The organism is Arthrobacter sp. CG_A4, from assembly GCF_035985125.1.
Taxonomy (GTDB): domain Bacteria; phylum Actinomycetota; class Actinomycetes; order Actinomycetales; family Micrococcaceae; genus Arthrobacter.
Genome location: NZ_JAXCID010000002.1, coordinates 50,703 through 66,579 on the forward strand (window position 1 = coordinate 50,703; position 15,877 = coordinate 66,579).

The 15,877-nt window shown below is 67.9% G+C and carries 9 protein-coding genes and 2 tRNA genes; 4 read left to right on the forward strand and 7 right to left on the reverse strand.

What is annotated here, in order from left to right; genetic code table 11:
- The first annotated feature begins 50 nt into the window (after positions 1–50).
- The 3 genes from RCH07_RS01545 to RCH07_RS01555 all read left to right on the forward strand — a co-directional run bounded on the left by RCH07_RS01545 (position 51) and on the right by RCH07_RS01555 (position 4,690).
- On the forward strand, positions 51–2,087 hold the full coding sequence (locus RCH07_RS01545; protein ID WP_326965705.1) for a TPM domain-containing protein: 2,037 nt from the start codon (positions 51–53) through the stop codon (positions 2,085–2,087).
- Between the two features lie 157 nt (positions 2,088–2,244).
- Positions 2,245–3,030 (forward strand): PspA/IM30 family protein, encoded by a 786-nt coding sequence (locus RCH07_RS01550; protein WP_326965706.1) that lies wholly within the window; start codon positions 2,245–2,247, stop codon positions 3,028–3,030.
- Between the two features lie 220 nt (positions 3,031–3,250).
- The gene (locus RCH07_RS01555; RefSeq protein ID WP_326965707.1) at positions 3,251–4,690 is read left to right on the forward strand and encodes a cryptochrome/photolyase family protein; all 1,440 of its coding nucleotides are present in this window, start codon (positions 3,251–3,253) and stop codon (positions 4,688–4,690) included.
- Positions 4,691–4,823: 133 nt separating this feature from the next.
- Here RCH07_RS01555 and RCH07_RS01560 read toward each other — a convergent pair.
- The 4 genes from RCH07_RS01560 to RCH07_RS01575 all read right to left on the reverse strand — a co-directional run bounded on the left by RCH07_RS01560 (position 4,824) and on the right by RCH07_RS01575 (position 9,938).
- A tRNA-Met gene (locus RCH07_RS01560) sits at positions 4,824–4,897 on the reverse strand.
- 207 nt (positions 4,898–5,104) lie between these two features.
- Positions 5,105–5,178 (reverse strand) — tRNA-Met (locus tag RCH07_RS01565).
- Positions 5,179–5,593: 415 nt separating this feature from the next.
- On the reverse strand, positions 5,594–8,617 hold the full coding sequence (locus tag RCH07_RS01570; protein WP_326965708.1) for a UPF0182 family membrane protein: 3,024 nt from the start codon (positions 8,615–8,617) through the stop codon (positions 5,594–5,596).
- Positions 8,618–8,789: 172 nt separating this feature from the next.
- Positions 8,790–9,938: a YlbL family protein gene (locus RCH07_RS01575; RefSeq protein WP_326965709.1), complete on the reverse strand. Its 1,149-nt coding sequence runs from the start codon at positions 9,936–9,938 to the stop codon at positions 8,790–8,792.
- Positions 9,939–10,174: 236 nt separating this feature from the next.
- Between RCH07_RS01575 and RCH07_RS01580 the strand changes: the two genes are divergently transcribed.
- Positions 10,175–11,650: a zinc-dependent metalloprotease gene (locus tag RCH07_RS01580; RefSeq protein ID WP_326965710.1), complete on the forward strand. Its 1,476-nt coding sequence runs from the start codon at positions 10,175–10,177 to the stop codon at positions 11,648–11,650.
- 110 nt (positions 11,651–11,760) lie between these two features.
- Here RCH07_RS01580 and RCH07_RS01585 read toward each other — a convergent pair whose 3' ends face one another.
- From RCH07_RS01585 to nudC, 3 genes are all read right to left on the reverse strand, one after another.
- Positions 11,761–12,411, reverse strand: a complete 651-nt coding sequence (locus RCH07_RS01585) for a M48 metallopeptidase family protein (protein WP_326965711.1) — start codon at positions 12,409–12,411, stop codon at positions 11,761–11,763.
- The gene (locus tag RCH07_RS01590; RefSeq protein ID WP_326965787.1) at positions 12,411–14,618 is read right to left on the reverse strand and encodes an ATP-dependent DNA helicase UvrD2; all 2,208 of its coding nucleotides are present in this window, start codon (positions 14,616–14,618) and stop codon (positions 12,411–12,413) included. Before RCH07_RS01590 ends, RCH07_RS01585 begins: the two co-directional genes overlap by 1 nt.
- Positions 14,619–14,775: 157 nt before the next feature.
- Positions 14,776–15,840, reverse strand: a complete 1,065-nt coding sequence (gene nudC, locus RCH07_RS01595; protein ID WP_326965712.1) for an NAD(+) diphosphatase — start codon at positions 15,838–15,840, stop codon at positions 14,776–14,778.
- Positions 15,841–15,877: the final 37 nt, after the last annotated feature.

Here is a 15,877-nt window from a genome sequence, read left to right on the forward strand (position 1 = left end):
GTGACGACTGGTTCGGCCGAACTGGTCGCAGAAGTGCTGAAGGGTTGCACATGCGGTCTAAGTTGAAGCGTTTCCTCACTGTTCTTGGCGTGGCCGGACTGCTGGCAGTTCCCGCCGCTCCGGCCCTGGCCGAAGATCCGGTAAACCTTGACCCCGCCACGAAGATTGTTGACTCCGCAGGAGTCCTCGGCGACCGCAAGGTCGACGTCGAACAGGCCATCAAAAAGCTCGGCGCCGACCGTGCCATGACTTTGCACGTCGTTTACGTGAAGAAGTTCGAGAATCCTGCCGACCGGGCGGCCTGGGCGGCTGCGGTGGCTGGAAAGGCAAGCCTGGGTCCGAACGCCATGTTGCTCACGGTCGCCACGGACGCCAAGCAGTACCTGCTAAGCAAGCCGTCCAACAGCAAGATCACCAATACCCAGCGCGCCAACATTGAGAAGACGGCAGTGGATCCGCAGCTGCGAAACGGTGACTACGCCCAGGCTGCCATTGACGCGGCCGCAGCCATCGGCGATGCGGCCGGCGGCGGGGCCGGCAACGTGCCATCAGGGGCCGGCGCAGGGAGCGCCGTCCTCGTCGGCGCCGGCGTCGTCGCGGCGGGCGGCGCGGGTGCGTACCTCTATTTCCGCAACCGCCGGAAAAAGGCCGGGCAGGCCGCAGGCGCCGGCTCCGGCCCGCAGGGTGCCGAGCTTGACCCGCTCGCCGGGTTCACAGTTGAGGAACTGCGTCGCAAGACCGGCTCGCTGCTGATCGAGGCGGACGATGCAATCAAGTCCAGCGAGCAGGAGCTCGGTTTCGCCCAGGCGCAATACGGGGATGCCGCCGTCGGGAACTTCACGAAAGCCCTGCAGGAAGCCAAGGGCCATATGTCCGAGTCGTTCAAACTGCAGCAGCAGCTCGATGACCATATCCCGGATACCGAGGAGCAGCAGCGGACCTGGCTCGGCGAAATTATCCGCCGGTCCGAGGCCGCGCTCGCCTCCCTGCGGGAGCAGAAGTCGGACTTCGATTCGCTCCGTGAGCTCGAAAAGAACGCCCCCGAGGCGCTCGCCGCCGTGACTGCCGGAGCCCGCGAGACCGCGGCCGGGATCGCCAGCGCCGAACAGTCCCTCACCGAGCTGCGCGCCAAGTACGCCGAGAGTGCCCTTGTCCAGGTGGCCGACAACATCAGCCAGGCCAAGGAGCGGTTGGCATTTGTGCAGAACGCCTCCGTGACGGCTCAGGAGAAGCTCAGCGACGGGGAGGGCGGCCTCGCGGCCGTTGCGGTCCGGGCCGCGGAAGAGAGCCTGCATCAGACGAACGTCCTCCTCGGCGCAATCACAAAGGTCGGCGGCGCCCTGGGTGAGGCACGAAACGGACTCGAGTCCGCCGTCGCGGACGTCTCTCAGGACCTCGCGCAGGCCAGGGCCATGATCCAGTCCGGGGCGCACCCTGAGCTGGCCGGTCCGGTCGCCGGAGTGGAAGCAGCCCTGGCCCAGGTCAAAGCAGAGATCCAGGGCGGCAAGATCGATCCGATCGCCACCCTGGAGCGCGTCGAAACGGCGCGCCAGTCGCTGGACACTTCCCTCACAGGCATCCGGGACCAGCAGGAACAGTCCCGCCGCGCGCAGGCTTCGCTTCAGCAGAGCATCATGTCGGCCCAGGCGCAGATCAGCGCGACCTCCGATTACATCACCGCCCGACGCGGCGGCGTGGGCACCGAGGCCCGCACCCGGCTTGCCGAGGCCCAGCGGAACCTGGACTATGCCCTTTCTGTCTCCCGCGCCGACCCCGTCACTGCGCTTCAGTACGCCCAGCAGGCCCACTCGCTGGCGGCCCAGGCGGCCCAGCTGGCACAGTCCGACGTGGACCAGTTCGACGGCGCCGCCAACCAGGGCTACGGCCGCGGCGGGATGTTCGGCGGCGGCGGAGGCGGCGGTCTGGGCGGCGCCATTCTTGGCGGCATCCTGATCAATTCCATCCTGAACGGCGGCGGGGGCGGCGGAGGCTGGGGAGGCGGCGGCGGGGATTCCGGCGGAGGTTGGGGCGGCGGCGACTCGGGGGGCGGTTGGGGCGGCGACGGCGGCGGGGGCGGCGACTTCTAGCCTCCGGCCCCCGGCCCCCGGCCGATCAGCATGCACATCTCACAACCCATAACGGACTAGGCGCCGGCGGACATCTCTCCGCCAGCGGATAGAAGCGGTACATTTCACTGTTGACCGACTTCAGTGGGAACCACTGAGCAGGACGAAAGGTAACACCATGAAGCAGTCCATTTTCGGCCGCATGGCGCAGCTGGCGAAGGCCAATATCAACTCCCTGCTGGACCAGGCTGAGGACCCGCAGAAGATGCTGGACCAGATGGTCCGGGACTACACCAACAGCATCGCCGAGGCCGAGTCCGCGGTGGCCCAGACCATCGGCAACCTGCGCATGCTCCAGGACGACTACAACGAAGACGTCAAGAACTCCAAGGACTGGGGCAACAAGGCACTCGCAGCGTCGCGTAAAGCCGACGAGTACCGGGCCAAGGGCGACGTCACCGACGCCGAAAAGTTTGACAACCTCGCCAAGGTGGCCCTGCAGCGCCAGATGTCCGCAGAGAATGAGGCGAAGTCCGCCGAGCCGAGCATCGCGTCCCAGACCGACGTCGTGGACAAACTCAAGCACGGCCTGGACCAGATGAAGGGCAAGCTCAACGAGCTCACCGGCAAGCGCAACGAGCTCGTTGCACGCTCCAAGACTGCCGCTGCCCAGTCCCAGGTGCACGATGCGCTCAAGAGCATTGACTTCATGGATCCCACCTCGGAGGTGGGCCGCTTCGAGGAGAAGATCCGCCGTGAAGAGGCCAAGGTCCGCGGCCAGCAGGAACTCTCCGCCTCCAGCCTGGACTCGCAGTTCAACTCGCTCGAAGACCTCGGCGAGCAGACCGAGATCGAGGCACGCCTTGCCGCGCTGAAGTCCGGTGGCGGGCCCGCGGCGATCGGGGCAGGCGAGAGCCGCTCCGCCGCCTCCACGGTGGACGACGCCGACTTCGACAAGCTCTAGGCACACCACCGGCGGGCTCCCGCCGGTCCCTCAGGCCGGGCTCATGAAGCCGGGCCCCGGCCCATCGTCAGCGGCACACGACGGTTCCGGGGCCCGGCTTCTGCTGTCCCGGCCCCCCTCGGTGGTGTCCACGACGGCGTCGTGCACGGCAGCGCTGTGCACTGCCTGCCGTGCGCTGCCTGCCGTGCGCTGCCTGCGGCCGCACGTGTACCGTGGATTCATGTCTTCTGGATCCACGCCCTCGTCCCTAGTCTGGCTCCGCGACGATCTCCGCCTCGACGACAATCCGGCCCTGGCGGAGGCAGCTTCGCGGGGATTACCGCTGACCGTTGTCTATATCCTCGATGAGGCCTCCCCCGGCATCCGCCCGCTCGGCGGTGCAGCAAAATGGTGGCTACACCACTCGCTGACCGGGCTCGCCGCGGACCTTGAGGCCGCCGGCTCGCGGCTGCTGCTCCGCCGCGGCCCTGCCGCCGGGATCATCCGGGAGCTGACCGAGGAAACGGCTGCCACGGCGCTGCTCTGGAACCGGCGTTACGGCGGCCCGGAACGCGCGATGGACGCCGGCGTCAAGGGCTGGGCGGCGGAGCACGGGATCAATGCCGCGAGTTTCCAGGCCAACCTGATGTTCGAACCGTGGACTGTGCGCACCGGGGCGGGAGGGCCGTACAAAGTCTTCACACCGTTCTGGCGGGCATGCCTTGACGCGCCGGAGCCCCGGTTGCCGCTGGACGCACCGCAGAGCCTGCCGGTGCCCGCGACGGACGCCACGGGGCAGCCGCCGGCCGGCGACAGGCTGGCAGACTGGGGGCTGCTCCCCCGCCGGCCGGACTGGAGCGCGGGACTCGCGGTGACGTGGACCCCGGGGGAAACCGGCGCCCACAGCCGTCTTGTGGACTTCGTCGACGGCCCGGCCGAGGAGTACGGCACCGGCCGCGACGTCCCCGGCGTCGAGGGCACCAGCCGTCTCTCTCCCCACCTGCGCTTCGGCGAAATCAGCCCGTTCCGGATCTGGCACACCCTCCGCGAACGCTATCCACGGCAGGCCCCGGCCGACGTCGGGATCTTCCGCTCAGAACTCGGCTGGCGGGAATTCTGCTGGCAACTGCTTTACGAAAACCCGCACCTGGCCACCCGGAACTACCGGCCGGAGTTTGACCGCTTCGCCTGGCAGAGCCCCTCGGACGCCGAACTGCAGGCCTGGCAGCAGGGCAGGACCGGCTATCCGCTGGTCGACGCCGGCATGCGGCAACTCTGGCAGACCGGTTGGATGCACAACCGTGTCCGGATGGCGGCGGCGTCCTTCCTCGTCAAAAACCTGCTGGCCGACTGGAGGCTGGGCGAGGCCTGGTTCTGGGACACGCTGGTCGACGCCGATGCGGCCAGCAATCCGGCCAACTGGCAGTGGGTGGCAGGATCCGGCGCCGACGCCTCGCCGTACTTCCGCATCTTCAATCCGGTCACGCAGAGCAAGAAGTTCGACGCCGCGGCCCGCTATCTCCGCGAATACCTCCCGGAGCTGGCCGGGCTGGACGGCAAGACAATCCATGAACCGTGGAAGGCCGACGGCGCCGCACCCGGCTACCCGGAGCCGATCGTCGGGCTTGCGGAATCACGTGCGCGGGCGCTGGACACCTACCAGCGGCTCAAGGACGGCTGAGCGCTGGTTCGCCGGTCCGGATCTGTAGGCCGCGTGCGCGGGGGCACGTGGTCCGTGCCGCGCCGGGGAGGGTTTCCGCCAACAACAAGAGAAGCCCGGATTATCAGATCCGGGCTTCTCTTTCCTTCTTCAGTTGCGGGGACAGGATTTGAACCTGTGACCTCTGGGTTATGAGCCCAGCGAGCTACCGAACTGCTCCACCCCGCGTCGCTTGATCAAGACTACCCTATTTCTGGCGGCGCCCGCGCCACACTGCCTCAGGCCATCGGGTCCGCGTCCGCGTACGCGTACGCGTCCATCCACACCCCCGGGGACGAAGCGCCCGGTGCATGGCCGCCACAATGATTGAAAGCAGAAGGACTTAAAGCCGAAGGCCCGGAACACTGTTTCCAGTGTTCCGGGCCTTCTCTTCAGTTGCGGGGACAGGATTTGAACCTGTGACCTCTGGGTTATGAGCCCAGCGAGCTACCGAACTGCTCCACCCCGCGTCGCAAGATCAACTCTACCGGCCGGTGAACTGGAGGCCAAATCGAGGTGGCGTGATGTGCATCTCCCTCCGCCGGGGTCAAGTCACCGGCCCGGGGGTCTGGGCGCGGTGGCCGCCCGAAGGGACATGCTCCGCGCCGGGGCCAGCGGGTGGACATAGTGTCATTCTGCCCAGTCCCGGGAGCGAAGAATAGACATGTCCCCCGCGGACTGGACACCGGCCCGAAGGGACATGCCCCGCGCCGGGGCCAGCCGGCGGACATAGTGTCATTCTGCCCAGTCCCGAGTGCGAAGAATGGACATGTCCCCCGCGGACTGGACACCGGCCCGAAGGGACATGCCCCGCGCCGGGGCCAGCCGGCGGACATAGTGTCATTCTGCCCAGTCCCGGGAGCGAAGAATGAGCATGTCCCGCCGTTAGCTGCTCGGCGTCGGCGACGGGGTGGCCGACGGCGAGGCGGTGCCGCCCGGCGACGGCGTGGCCGACGGTGCCGGGGCCGTAGTCGCCGCTACCTTGCCCTCGGCGGCCAGCGCCCGCTGCAGGGCCGCCGAGAGCTTCTTCTGCTGCTCGCCGTACGCTGCGAAGTCACCCTTGGCGAGGGCTTCCTGGCCGGCAGTGATAGCCGCGGTCGCCTCGTCCAGGGCCGCCTTGAGCTCCACCTTGGCGTCCGCCGTGCCCGCTACCGGCGGCGTCGCGCCGCCGCCCGGGGCGGAAGTGGGCGGCGTCTGGCCGTTGTTGGCGGCGTCGCCTGCCGTGGCGCCGGAGCGGCCTCCGAACAGCTGGTTCAGCGCCTCATCCAGGGTCGCCGCGAAGCCGACCTTGTCGCCGAAAGCTACCAGGACACGCTGCAGGGTGGGATAGGAGGTCTCACCCGTGGACTTCAGGTAGACCGGTTGGACGTAGAGGAGGCCGCCACCCACCGGCAGCGTCAGCAGGTTGCCGTTCAGCACCGCCGACGCGCCCTGGCGCAGCAGGTTCAGGGCCTGCGAGACGGTGGGATCGGAGTTGAACTTGTTCTGCGCCTGTCCGGGCCCGGGAACCTGGGTTTCCGGCGGAATCCGCAGGAGCCGGAGCTGGCCATAGCTCTCCGCCTTCACGCCTTTCTCCTTGCCGGCATCCGAATCCGCGGCCAGGAAGCCGTAGAGCACGTTGCGGGCGTTGCCGTTGACCACCTGCGGGATAAAGGATGATGTCAGCTGGAAAGCCGGTTTGTCCTGGTCCGGCATCTTCAGCGACATGTAGAACGGCGGCTGCTTGACATTCTCCTTGACGGTCGGATCGTTCGGAACGCTCCACGCGTCGTCGTTCTTGTAGAAACTGTCCGCCTGGGTCACGTGGTAGCGTCCCAGCAGTTCACGCTGGACCTTGAACAGATCCTCCGGGTAGCGGACGTGGCTCATGAGCGCACCGGACATCTCCGAGAACGGCTTCAGCGAGGTGGGGAAGACGTTCTGCCACGCCTTCAGCACCGGATCCTGGTCATCCCAGGCGTACAGCGTGACCGAGCCGTCGTAGGCATCCACGGTCGCCTTGACCGAGTTGCGGATGTAGTTAACCGAGCTGTTCGGCAGGGCCGTGGTGCGTCCCGCGGTTGTCTGCGAGTCGGTGGTGGCCGCCGAAAGCTGCTCCTGCTGCGAGTAGGGGTAGTACTGGCTGGTCGTGTAACCGTCGACGATCCATTTCACCCGGCCGTCGACCACCGCAGGGTACGCGTTGCCGTCCACCGTCAGGTACGGCGCCACCTTCTCCACCCGGTCCTTCGGGTTGCGGTCATAGAGGATCTGGGACTCTGCGTTGACCCCGTCGGAGAGCAGCAGGTCAGAGGACTGGAACTTGATGGAGTACAGGATCTTGTTGAAGAAGCTGCCGACGTTCGGCCCGCCGTTTCCGGTGAAGGTGTACTGCGTCTCGCCGTCGCCTTCCTTGGCCGCGGGACGGTCCTGCTCGCGGTTCGGGGCCCCGTCGGGGGCGCCGACGATGGAGTACTCGGGCGAGTTTTCGCCGAAGTAGATCCGGGGCTGGTACGTCGAGTCGTTGCCGAGCACACCGGTGGAGGGGATGCCTGACTGCAGGAATTCGGGCTTGCCGTCGGCGGTGAACTTGTTGCCCTTGGCGGCGACGACGCCGTAGCCGTGGGTATAGACGACGTGGCGGTTCAACCAGGACTGCTGGTTGGCACTCAGCCCGTCCGGGTTCAGTTCGCGCACCGCGATGACGGTGTCCTGGATCTTTCCGTCCACCTCGTAGCGGTCCACGTTCAGGGCGCTCGGGAACTGGTAGTAGGGCCGGTACTGCTCAAGCTGCGAGAACGCGTCCGAGATCAGGTTGGGGTCCAGCAGGCGGATATTCGTGGTGGTCTGCGCATCCGGGGCCAGGGCGCCTGTGGTGGCATCGGTGGTGGCCTCGTACCGCTTCTCCTGGATCTGATCGAGGCCGTACGCGGCGCGGGTCATGCTGATGTTCCGCTCGATGAACTTCTTCTCCAGGGTCTGCTCCGAGGGGCGGACCTGGAACTGCTGGATCACCCAGGGGTAGACGCCGCCGGCGAGGATCGAGGTGATCACGAGCATGGCGGTGCCGATCAGCGGCAGGCGCCATTTGCCGATGACGGCGGCGACGATGAAGAGCACGGCGACGAGGGCCGCGGCCACGGCGAGGATGGCTTTGGTGGGAATGACGGCGTTGACGTCCGTGAACATGGCCCCGGCCCAGCGTCCCCCGTTGCTCTGCAGCGCAGCGTAGCGGTCCAGCCAGAAATTGGTGCCGAGCAACATCAGGAAGACAGCGCCGGTGACGGCAAGGTGGATCTGGGCCGCACGGCTCGTGAAGATACCGCGTTCCATGATCCGGATGCTGCCGTAGAGGTAGTGGGTGAGGATGCCGGCGACGCCGGCCACAACCGTGACGCTGATCAGGAAGCCGGTCACGACGCCGAGGAACGGCAGGGTCATCAGGTAGAAGCTGAGGTCGAGTCCGAACTGCGGATCTGTCTGGCCGAAGGGCTCCTGGTTCAGGAACAGCAGGACTTTCTGCCACTGGCTCGCGGTGGCGCTGCCGGCGAAGAGGCCGAACAGCACGGGAAGTCCGATCATCACGACGCGGCGGATCGGTTCAAGCTGGGTCTGGTAGCGGCTCAGGTTGTCACGGATCTCCGAATCCGGCGCGTACACGGGACGGGAATGGTAGGCGATCCGGATGGCGAAAAAGACGGCCGCGAACATCACGGCGAAGCCGATCAGGAAAATCGCGATGCGCGAGAGGTTCTCCGTCACGAAGACTTCAAAGAAGCCCAGCTGCTGGTACCAGAGGACGTCCGTCCAGACATTGGCGAGGAAAATGAAGCCGACCACGATCAAGGCCACGACAATCAGCGTCGGCGTCAGTGCGCCTCGTCGTGTCTGCGGTCTTCCGGGCGGGACAGGGCTGGCGGGACGGGACAAACTCGGTACCTCATAGCTGGTCGTCAGGTATTGGGTGTTTAGTTATCGGTTGGTGCGGCGCTGCAATATACGGTGTTGCTGCATTCTATCCACACCGGGCGCCGCCCCGGCAGGGCTGCGTCGGCTGTTATACGTGCCACGAGTGGCGGAAGGGCTTAGTTCCGGGGTCAGTCTAGTTGCTGGTGCAGACAGGAAGCCCGGATGTATCGGCACCGGACGCGGTCAGTTCGACAGCTTTCCGAGCCGCGGCCAGATTCTCGACCCGGACCACCTGCAGGCCGTCCGGGATGTGGCCGACGACGTCGCCGCAGTTTTCCGCCGGCGCCAGGAACATGGTGGCCCCGCCGGAGCGTGCACCGTGCATTTTCTGCGCGATTCCGCCGATCGGGCCCACGGCGCCGTCGGGGGTGATGGTACCGGTTCCCGCGATGTGCTTTCCGCCGGTCAGGTCACCCGGGGTCACCGTGTCGACGATTCCCAGGGCGAACATCAGCCCTGCACTGGGGCCGCCCACCTTCTCGAGGGAGATGGTGACGTCGAAGGGGAAAGTGAACTTGTACTGCAGCATCACTCCAAGAATAAAGCGGCCGCCGCTGGCCCTGCCCGGCGTGATAGTGGCCGGCACGCTGCTGCCGCCACGGTCGACGACGACCATCACCGGGGCCCCGTTGCCGGCAGCCAGTTCCGTCTGGACAACGCTCAGGGACGTGATCGGTTTGCCGTTGATGGACACCAGTACGTCGCCGTCCAGGAGCTGTCCGCTTGAGGCGGATCCGTCCGGGACCCCGGCGATCTGCATCTTCTGCTCGAAGGCGATGTTGAGCTCCTTCAGGGCCGAGGCGACGGCGTTCTCCTGCGAGGTGGTCATGGCGACGGCGCTCTCCTCCTGGGACTGCTCCTTCGTCACCCCGGTGGGATAGATGAGTTCCTCTGGGTAGACGGCCCTGGTGCCGCCGATCCATGCCGAGAAGGCTTCGAACACGGTGACCGGGCCGTTAGGCCCGCCGTCGACGTAGACCGTGGTGAGGTCCAGGTTTCCTTTCGCCGGAAAGGCCTCGCGTCCCGTCACGGTGATGACCGGTTTGCCGTTGTCAGTGCCGAGGGTGTTGAACGTCGGTCCGGGTGATTCGACGACGTACGGGACGGGCAGGCTCACCGCGGTGATGCCCAGGCCCGCGGCGAGCACTCCGGAGATGAGCAGCGCGGAGGACCGCCTGTCCCGTTTCCTGGCGACACGGGGTCCGGCGAGCTGGGCCCTCCGGCCCTTGGCCTGGCCGGCTGCCGGCTCGCCGGCAGGCTGTCCGCCCTGGGTAATCGTCAATGAAAGACCTCTCCGTGCCGGCGCCTGGGGATCCAGCGGACCCGTGAACAGCGCACCGAGGCTGCGGCCTCAGCCGCGGCTGCCGCCTGCCAATATTCCAGTTCCTAACAGTACGCGCTCGCTTGCCGGGACGGCTCTTTGCCTACAGCGAACGTGGCGCGGTTTCGGCAGACAGCCCTGCTCGCCGCGGGGTACCGTGAACGTGAGAAGCAGCCACACCGACGATCGGCGGGATCATGACCTCTAACCCACTTAATCCGTCCAATGGCGACGAGGAACCCAAGGATCCGCTCGCAGAGATGCTGAAGAACCTGATGGGCGGCCAGGGCATGGGCAATATCGACCCCGCCGAGCTCGCCAAGGCCGCCGGCCTGCCGGATGATCCGAATCTCCTCGCCCAGATGTTCTCGCAGGTCCAGGCGATGATGGGTGCCTCCTCGGAGGGCCCTGTCAACTGGCAATTGGCGCACGAAAACGCCCGCCGGGTGGCCGCGAGCGGCTCCGACCCCTCTGTCACCGCCCAGCAGTCCCGCGAAGTAGATGAGGCCCTGCGCCTCGCCGAACTGTGGCTTGATCAGGTCACGGGGCTGCCCGCCACCGGCCTGATCGGCCGGGCCTGGTCCCGCGCGGAGTGGGTCGAGGAGACCCTCGGCACCTGGAAGCGGCTGACCGAGCCGGTGGCCAACAGCATCGCGAATGCGTTGTCCACCGCCATGACCGAGCAGATGCCGGAGGAAATGAAGTCCATGATGGGCGGCGCCTCCTCGATGCTGCAGAACATGGGCGGGGCAATCTTCGGCATGCAGCTGGGGCAGGCAATCGGCGCCCTTTCGGCCGAAGTGGTCAGCTCCACAGACATTGGCGTACCGCTGGCCGACCTCGAAATGGCACTGCTGCCATCCAATGTGGCGAAATTCGGCGAAGGCCTCAGCCTGCCCGAGAATGACATCCGGCTTTTCCTGGCCGTCCGCGAAGCGGCCCACGCCCGGCTCTTCGTGCAGGTCCCCTGGCTGCGGGGGCACCTGCTCGGAGCGATCGAGGCCTACGCCCGCGGCATCCACATCGACACCTCGAAGATCGAGGAACTCGCCCGTGAGCTGGATCCGGGCAACCCCGAAGGCATCCAGGAAGCCTTGTCCCAGGGCGTCTTTATGCCGCAGCGTACCCCGGCGCAGGATCAGGCCCTCGAGAAGCTCGAGACCGCCCTCGCCCTCGTGGAGGGATGGGTAGACGAACTCACCTGGGCCGCCACGGAAAAGATGCTTCCCTCGGCCGCGGCACTGCGCGAAACCGTCCGCCGTCGCCGTGCCAGCGGAGGGCCGGCCGAACACGCATTCTCGTCCCTGGTGGGGCTGGAACTGCGGCCGCGCCGGCTGCGCGAGGCCGCCACGCTGTGGGCCTCGCTCAAGGCGGAACGCGGCATCGAGGGACGCGACGCCATCTGGCAGCACCCCGATCTGCTGCCAACGGCAGAGGACCTGGATGATCCCCGTGGCTTCAGCGGTCGCCGGCAGCTTGCCGAGGCAAGCGGCACCGAAGTGGACGACGCCCTGCAGAAGCTCCTCAGCGGCGGATTCGATGAGCCCGAGACCGGGACACCGGCCGACGGGGACGCCGGTGATACCGGGGACGCCGGTGATACCGGGGAGGCCGGTTCCCAGGAACCCGGCCCCGACGAAGCTCCCGGCGGGGGCGACAGCACCAAGTCATAGCGGACGAGTGAGTGTGCCCCGGCCGGAACGCCAGTTCCAGCCGGGGCATTCCCATGCCGGCCGCCGTCGTCGCTGTCCAGTCCAAGTCGGCCGGCCACTGTCGTCGCCGTTCAGTCGGCGTCGGTGACGCCGTCCAGGTCATCGGCGTCGCCCGGCGTCAGGCCCCGCGCGGTCGCGAAGGAGACACCCTCGAGGAACGCCTTGGCCCGTCCCGTTTCCGGGTAGGCCGCCAGCAGGCGCCAGAACGCGGCGTTGTGGCCGGCCACCAGCAGGTGCGCCAGTTCGTGCAGCAGGACGTAGTCGATGACCCACTGCGGCATCGGCTGGAGCTTGTCGGAGAGCCTGATGGTGCCGTCCGACGGCGTCGCGGACCCCCAGCGGGAGTTCTGGTTGCCCACCCAGCGGACCGAGGACGGAACGGCGCGGCCGCCGAAGTACTTCCCGGACAGCTCCGCGGCGTGCGCGGCCAGCGCGGCGTCGCTGCGCGGGCGGCTCTTGCCCGCGCGCGTTCCCCGCTCCCCCTGGAGCCGAAGCTTTTCGAGCATCCGGTGCACCCATTCGCGCTCCTGAGTACCGCTGAAGGACGACGGAATGGCGATCACGGCGGTGCCGTTCTCCCAGAACGCGGCGACGGTCCGGCGCCGTCGGGCCGAGCGGCGCACCTCCACCGGGGCGCCGTCGGCGGTGGTCAGCGCCGCGGCCGCCGGGGGCGCGGGTGACGGCGCACGGTTCCCGGCCCGGCCGGCTGCATCGCCGGCCATCAGTGGGTGGTGCTTTCGACGAGCACGGCCAGCACGGCTTCGCCGTATTTCTCCAGCTTGGCCGGGCCGACGCCGGCGAGTTTGGCCAGCTGTTCAAGGGACTCCGGCCGGGCCTCGGCAATCGCGGTCAGCGTGGCGTCGGTGAAGACCACGAAGGCGGGAACGTCCGCCTCGAGGGCCACATCCTTGCGCCACTGCCGCAGCGCGTCGAAGGTCTGGTCCTCGTAGGTGGGCGGGCACGCGTTGCAGCGCCCCACCTTGCGTTCGGCACCGGAGGAGAGCATGGTTCCGCAGACCCGGCACAACGCCGGCACGGCGGCCTTCCGGCGCGGCGCGGCGCCCCTGCCCCGGACGGAGGAACTCGCTACCGAGTCCGGGCGCAGCCCGTCCAGGAAGCGCGAGGGCTTGCGGTTCGCCCGGCCGCCCGGCGTCCTCGCGGTGGACCAGGACAGGAACAGGTGCTCGCGGGCACGGGTGATCCCGACGTACAGCAGGCGTCGTTCCTCGTCCACGGACTCGGGGCTGTCGGCGAAGGAGATCGGCATAAGCCCCTCGCTGAGGCCCACGAGGAAGACGGCGTCCCATTCGAGGCCTTTGGCGGCGTGCAGCGAGGCGAGGGTGACGCCCTGGACGGTCGGGGCGTGCTGGGCGAGGGAACGTTCCTGGAGCTCGTTCACGAAGTCGGCGAGGCTGAACTGCCCCCCACGGCTGATGACGAGCTCGTCGGCGAGCGCCACGACGGCCGCCAGGGACTCCCAGCGTTCCCGGAGGGCGCCGCCGCTGTGCGGTGCGGCCTCCGTGTAGCCCAGCGAGGCCACGATATCGCGGACCAGCTGGCCGAGCGGCTCGGGCGTGGCCGTCTCCGCGACGGCGCGGGTGGCTGCCCGGAGCTGGAGGATAGCGTCGCGGACCTCCTTGCGGGCGAAGAACCGCTCCCCGCCACGCAGCTGGTAGCCGATACCGGCCGAAGCCAGGGCCTGTTCGTAGGCTTCGGACTGCCCGTTGGTCCGGAACAGCACGGCCACCTGGCTCGCCGGGGTGCCGGCGTCGAGCAGCCCACGGACCTTGACGGCAACAGTGGCGGCCTCAGCCTCGTCGTCGGAACATTCGGTGAACTGCGGCACGGGCCCGGCCGGGCGCTGCGCCAGGAGCTGCAGGGGTTTGGCCCAGGCGGCATCCGCGACGGGGCCGCCGCTGCGCCTGCCCGCCAGCAGCTCGTTGGCCAGCTTCACCACCTGCGGGGTGGAGCGGTAGTCCCGGATCAGCTTGACCACGCTTGCTTCCGGGTACATCGCCTTGAAACCGAGCAGGTGCTTCGGCGAGGCGCCGGTGAACGAATAGATGGTCTGGCTGGCGTCGCCCACCACACACAGCTCGTCGCGGCCGCCCAGCCACAGTTCCAGCAGCCGCTGCTGCAGCGGCGAGACGTCCTGGTACTCGTCGACGACGAAGTGCCGGTACTGCTCGCGGACGGTGGCCGCCACTTTGGGATCCTCCTGCAGGATGCCTACGGTGATCAGCAGCACGTCCTCGAAGTCGATCACGTTGCGGTCCGTCTTCACATCCTCGTAGGACTGGAAGACACGGGCGACGGCGGTCAGGTCGAAGCCGCCGGGGTTTCCGCGGCCCTGGGCTTTTTCCAGGTAGTTGGCCGGTGTCAGCATGGACACCTTGGCCCACTCGATCTCGGAGGCAAGATCGCGGATGGAGGCCCGGTCGGTGCTGAGCCGGAGCCGGCGGGCTGCCTCGGCGATCATCTGGGCCTTGTGGTCCAGCAGGTTGGGCAGCGCCCCGCCAATGGCCTGGGGCCAGAAGAACTGCAGCTGCCGCAGCGCCGCGGCGTGGAAGGTGCGCGCCTGGACGTTGCCGACGCCGAGGTCCCGGAGCCTGCTGCGCATTTCAGCCGCGGCGCGCGAGGTAAAGGTGACGGCCAGGAGCCGCTGCGGACTGTAAACGCCCGAGTGCACTCCGTAGGCGATGCGGTGGGTGATGGCGCGGGTCTTGCCCGTGCCGGCGCCGGCCAGCACGCACATCGGCCCCTGCAGGGTACTCGCCACCTCGCGCTGCTCTGCGTCGAGGCCGCCAAGGATGCGTTCTTCCAGGGAGCGGTTGTCCGGGGAGCGGTTGTCCGGGAAATTGTTGTCCGGGGAGCTGCTGTCCGGGGCCGCCGGCTCGCTGCCCGGCCCGTCGACGTCGGACAGGGTCATGGGCAAGGCGCTGGGGCTGAAATTCTCTGTACTCACTTTACCGGGTCACTTTACTGGGTCACTTTTGCGGATCACGTGCTGTTCAGCCGGTCGAGGGTGTCCTGCCCGGCGGACGGGCCGGTGCGCGGCCGGCGCGTTCGGGGCGTTCATGCAGCCGTCACCCGCCCGGCCGGTCCCGGATGACGCCGCCGTACCAGTGCTCGATAAGGGCCCGGGCGATGGAAAGCCGGCTGGAGATGACAATCTCGCCGCTGAGCACGGCATCCTGCAGTTCGCTCCGGCTGAACCAGCGCGCCCTGGTGACCTCGACGCCGTCGGGCCTGGCCTCGGTGTCCGGTGTAATGGCGGTGAAGCCGAGCATCAGCGAGGCAGGGAAGGGCCACGGCTGGGATCCAAGGTACTGGCTCGCGGTGACTCGCACCCCAACCTCCTCGCCGATCTCGCGGACGACGGCTTGTTCCAGCGACTCCCCCGGCTCAACGAAGCCGGCCAGCGTGGAGTAGTTCCGGGCGTCGAGGGGGCCGCCGCCGCCCAGCAGCAGGCGGCCGTCGGTTCCCACCACGGTGACGATGATCGCGGGATCGGTGCGCGGGTAGTGCTCGGAGTTATCCGCCGGGCAGCGGCGGACCCAGCCGCCGGCTTCCGGCTGGGTCGCAGTGCCGCAGCGCGGGCAGTGCGTGTGGGTGGCATGCCAGTTGGCGATGGCGCTCGCTTCGATGAAGAGTGCGGTGTCCGTGGCGTTCAGCCCGGCGGCGACATCACGGAAGCCGGCCCACTGCGCGCCCGAAGGGATGCCGGCGATGTGCGCCTCGAATTCCTCGGCCTGGACCTCGAACTGCTGCGGCAGAAGAAAGAGAACCAGCTGGGTGCCGGCGTCGAGGCCGGAGCCGGGCAGTGCCGTCCCCAGGTAGATCAGCTGCTCCGGGGCGTAGGCGGTCCCCTGCAGATGCTCCGCCAGCTCAGCCGCATCCAGGAGGACCAGGCTGCTGCCGCTGATGAGGGCCTGCCGGCCGGAAAGCACCATGGCCCGGGCGGTCCCGGAGCTGATGAGCTCCGCCAGCATGCCCGGCTTGGTCCGGGCGGCGGATCCGCGGTCAATCAGCGCGCCACGCACCGGCAGGACATTGTCCGCCAGCTGGTCCGCGGGCACACCGTGCTGGGGAGAGACTGGGGTGCTCACCTGAGGCGGGTACTTTGACGCCGCTGACTCCGCATGACTCATGTACCCACCGTACTGACTCCCGCTGACAATTCACATT

Bases quoted from the DNA above. Each gene is read 5' to 3' on its own strand.
- RCH07_RS01545 (WP_326965705.1), top strand. From the start codon at position 51: ATGCGGTCTAAGTTGAAGCGTTTCCTCACTGTTCTTGGCGTGGCCGGA.
- RCH07_RS01550 (WP_326965706.1), top strand. From the start codon at position 2,245: ATGAAGCAGTCCATTTTCGGCCGCATGGCGCAGCTGGCGAAGGCCAAT.
- RCH07_RS01555 (WP_326965707.1), top strand. From the start codon at position 3,251: ATGTCTTCTGGATCCACGCCCTCGTCCCTAGTCTGGCTCCGCGACGAT.
- RCH07_RS01580 (WP_326965710.1), top strand. From the start codon at position 10,175: ATGACCTCTAACCCACTTAATCCGTCCAATGGCGACGAGGAACCCAAG.
- RCH07_RS01585 (WP_326965711.1), bottom strand. From the start codon at position 12,411: ATGGCCGGCGATGCAGCCGGCCGGGCCGGGAACCGTGCGCCGTCACCC.
- RCH07_RS01590 (WP_326965787.1), bottom strand. From the start codon at position 14,618: ATGACCCTGTCCGACGTCGACGGGCCGGGCAGCGAGCCGGCGGCCCCG.
- nudC (WP_326965712.1), bottom strand. From the start codon at position 15,840: ATGAGTCATGCGGAGTCAGCGGCGTCAAAGTACCCGCCTCAGGTGAGC.